5 protein-coding genes are annotated in these 3679 nt (G+C 68.5%); all 5 read right to left on the reverse strand.

The window, feature by feature from the left end; all coding sequences use genetic code 11:
• The coding region (locus ABYX71_RS11025; RefSeq protein WP_372696546.1) for a 4Fe-4S dicluster domain-containing protein at positions 1 to 344 on the reverse strand (344 nt) is incomplete at its 3' end.
• A 114-nt stretch (positions 345 to 458) separates the two neighbouring features.
• Positions 459 to 1538, reverse strand: a complete 1080-nt coding sequence (gene motD, locus ABYX71_RS11030; RefSeq protein WP_372696547.1) for a flagellar motor protein MotD — start codon at positions 1536 to 1538, stop codon at positions 459 to 461.
• Positions 1539 to 1548: 10 nt separating this feature from the next.
• Positions 1549 to 2289 (reverse strand): flagellar motor protein, encoded by a 741-nt coding sequence (locus ABYX71_RS11035; RefSeq protein WP_372696548.1) that lies wholly within the window; start codon positions 2287 to 2289, stop codon positions 1549 to 1551.
• Positions 2290 to 2309: 20 nt separating this feature from the next.
• Positions 2310 to 3050: an RNA polymerase sigma factor FliA gene (locus ABYX71_RS11040; RefSeq protein ID WP_372696549.1), complete on the reverse strand. Its 741-nt coding sequence runs from the start codon at positions 3048 to 3050 to the stop codon at positions 2310 to 2312.
• Positions 3047 to 3679: MinD/ParA family protein (locus tag ABYX71_RS11045; RefSeq protein WP_372696550.1), on the reverse strand; the 633-nt coding region annotated here is incomplete at its 5' end. The genes ABYX71_RS11040 and ABYX71_RS11045, both read right to left, overlap by 4 nt.

The following is a 3679-nucleotide window of genomic DNA, read 5'->3' on the forward strand; positions in this document are numbered from 1 at the left end:
CGCAGCAGCCGCTGGCCGACGGGCCGTGGCACCGCCTCGGCCAGCGAACGTCCAAAATCCAGCACCTGCGCGTACTGCACCCCGGCCGGGCAGGTGGTCTCGCAGGCGCGGCAGGTCAGGCAGCGATCCAGGTGCGTCTGCAGCGACGGCGCGACCACGCCGGTCTCGATGGCCTGCTTGATCTGGTAGATGCGTCCCCGCGGGCCGTCCAGTTCGTCACGACGCAGCTGAAAGGTGGGACAGGTGACGTTGCAGAACCCGCAGTGCACGCACTTGCGCACGTTCTGCTCCACCGCAGCGCCCCGCGCCGAGGCCCGCACCGGCTCCGGAAAACGTGTTTGCATGAATGTCCCCACCACACCCGCGCCGCCGTTTCGGCGCAATCGCGCACCTTAGCAGCTTCGTGGGCGCCTCGGCAGCCAGGCGCTCAGGGGCACCGGCCGGACCACCAGCGGCCGTCAGAGCGGCGGTGCGACGGGCGGGAATACCGGCGCCGGCACGAAGTCCGGCACCGCGCCGCTGGCGCGGCGGTGGGCGGGCCAGCGCGCGACGGCCGGGACGGCCGTGTGCTCCACCGGCAGGTCCATGCCACCCAGTGTCACCGGCCTGTCGTCAGCCAGTTCGAGCGCCAGCAGCTCCCCCGTCGAAGGCAGCCCCGGCGGCAGCAAGAAACCGCTTTCCGGGTCGGCTTCCGACGGCGCCAGGGTCGTGGCCAGTTCGCGCTCGGCATCGATGCTCGGCGTCGCCAGCACCACCAGCACCACGCGCCGATTGCGGCTGCGCCCGTCCTCGGTCGCGTTGTCGGCGATCGGCCGGTACTCGCCATATCCCGCCAGCGACAGGCGCAACGGATCGATACCCTGCTCGAGCAGCCGGTGCACCATGCTGCCGGCGCGGGCGGCGGACAGATCCCAGTTGGACCGGTACTGGCCGTTGCTGATCGGCACATCGTCGGTGTAACCCTCGACCCGTACCGAGTTGGGGACGCCAGCCAGGATGTCGACCACCTGGTCCACTACCCCCAGTGCCCCGTCCCTGATCTGCGCGCTGCCGGAATCGAACAGCACCGCCGAGCGGATCTCCACCTCCAGCCACAGCCGGCCTTCGCGGATGCTGACCAGGTCTTCGGCGATCAGTGCCTCGAAGGCCCGCGCCAGATCGTTGGCCACCTGGTGCAGGGTGGCCTGCGCGGCCTCCGCCTCGCCGTGGCCGGACGCCTGCGCCTGCGCGTGCTCACCGCTGCGCGGTGTGCGGCGGGTCGGCTCGATGGTGCGGTTCTGGGCCATCGGCGGCAGTTCCACCGCGGCGCCGGACGGACTCTTGACGATGTTGCCGACCTGGATCGGCATGATCGCCTTGGTCGGCGAGCGAAAGGCCGCCAGCAGCGAGTCGGACAGCACCCGGTACTTGCCCTCGTTGACCGACGACACCGCGTACATCACCACGAAGAACGCGAACAGCAGCGTGATGAAGTCCGCATACGAGACCAGCCAGCGCTCGTGGTTCTCGTGCTCCTCGTGTTTCTTCTTGCGGGCCACGTCGATCCACTCAGTGCAGGTAGCCCTGGAGCTTCATTTCGATGTTGCGCGGATTCTCGCCGGCGGCGATGGCCGCCAGGCCCTCGATGGTCAGTTCCTTGAACTGGCTGCGGTGGTGCACCACGCCCTTGATCTTGTTGGCCATCGGCAGGAAGAACAGGTTGGCCAGCGCCACGCCGTAAATGGTGGCCACGAAGGCCACGGCGATGCCGGGGCCGAGCTTGCTCGGGTCCGACAGGTTCTCCATCACGTGGATGAGCCCCATGACCGCGCCGATGATGCCGATGGTCGGCGAGTAACCGCCGAAGCCGTCGTACACCTTGGCAGCGGCGTTTTCCTGATGCTCCGCGGCCGACAGCTCGACCTCCAGCACGCCACGAATGGTGTCCGGATCGCTGCCGTCGACCAGCAGCTGCAGGCCTTTCTTCACGAACGGGTCGGTCTCCGCTTCGGATATCTCCTCAAGACCCAGCAGGCCCTCGCGGCGCGCCAGGTTGCCCCATTCGACGATGCGTTCGATGTTGGCCTTGAAATCCAGTTTCGGCGGGATGAAGACCCAGGCCGCCATCTTCATGGACTTGACGAACGTGGACAGCGGGGTTTGCACCATCACCGCCGCGATGGTGCCGCCACCGACGATCAGAAACGCCGTCGGCTGCACCAGCGAGTCGAGGTGGCCGCCCTCCAGGGCGTTGCCACCGAGAATGGCGATAAACGCCACGATGATGCCCGCGAAACTGAGGATATCCATGTCCGTGATTCCGCGTCAGGTCAGTCCCGGCCACCCAGGCGCGTGCGCAGGCGCAGCAGCGCCTGGCCGTGAATCTGGCACACCCGCGACTCGCTCACCCCCAGCACCTCGCCGATCTCGCGCAGGTTCAGTTCCTGCTCGTAGTAGAGCGACATCACCAGCTTCTCGCGCTCGGGCAGCAACTCGACCGCGTCGGCGATGCGCGCGCGCAGGTTGTCGTCCTCCACCTGGGCCTGCGGACCGGGGCCCCGGTCGGCAATGCCGTTTTCCCACGGCTCGTCGTCCTCGCTACCCAGATCCGAGAAACGCACCACACCGAACTCGGACGCCTCGCGCGCCAGCGTGTAGTACTCGTCGAGGCTCATGCCGAGCTGGCGGGCGATGGCTTCGGCCGACGCTTCGCCACCGGCCTCGCGCTCGGCGGCACGCGTCGCCTCGGTGATCTGTCGCAGCTTGCGCAGGGCCGTGCGCGGCAGCCAGCCACCGCGGCGCAGCTCGTCGAGGATGGTGCCGCGGATGCGGATGCCGGCGTAGGTCTCGAAGCTGGCACCCTGGCCGTCGTCGTACCGGCGGGCCGCCTCCATCAGACCGATCATGCCGGCCTGGATCAGGTCGTCCACCTGCACGCTGGCCGGCAGCCGCGCCAGCAGGTGATAGGCGATGCGCTTGACCAGCGGCGCGTGGGCCAGGACCAGCGCCTCCACGTCCGGCGCCGACACCTGCGGCCTGGCCGTCTGACTGTATGCGAGAACTGCATTCATGCTGCACCTCCAGCTGCGGCGGGAACCGCCTGCAACATCCGCTCAAAAAAGAACTCCAGGCGTCCGCTGGCGCCGTAGGCGCGCGGCCAGCGCTCAACCTGCTCGGCCAGTTGACGCAGCGCGAAGGCCGCCGGGCTGCGGGGAAAGGCATCCACAACCGGCCGGCAGCGCTGCACCGACTTGCGCAGGTACTCGTCGAACGGCACCACGCCCGCAAACTCGAGCACCACGTCCAGATACTGGTCACACACCGTCAACAACTTGGCGAACAGCTCGCGGCCGTCGCGGCTGCGCCGGACCATGTTGGCGAGGACACGAAAGCGGCTGACCCCGTGCTGGCGGCTGAGCAACTTGATCAGCGCGTAGGCATCGGCCAGCGAGGCCGGCTCATCGCACACCACCACCAGGAGTTCCTGGGCGGCGCGGGCGAAGCTCATCACCCCTTCCGACACACCGGCCGCCGTGTCGACCAGCAGCACATCGAGGTCGCCGGACAGATTCCCGAACGCGTTGATCAGGCCGCCCAGCGCGCTGGGCGGCAGATTGGCCATGCCGACCACCCCGGATGCCGCCGGCACCACCCGCAGCCCGCCCGGCCCCTCGACGATCACGTCCTTCAGGTCGCACTC

The sequence above is a fragment of the Immundisolibacter sp. genome, from assembly GCF_041625615.1.
GTDB lineage: Bacteria > Pseudomonadota > Gammaproteobacteria > Immundisolibacterales > Immundisolibacteraceae > Immundisolibacter.

Bases quoted from the DNA above. Each gene is read 5' to 3' on its own strand.
- ABYX71_RS11035 (WP_372696548.1), bottom strand. From the start codon at position 2,289: ATGGATATCCTCAGTTTCGCGGGCATCATCGTGGCGTTTATCGCCATT.
- ABYX71_RS11040 (WP_372696549.1), bottom strand. From the start codon at position 3,050: ATGAATGCAGTTCTCGCATACAGTCAGACGGCCAGGCCGCAGGTGTCG.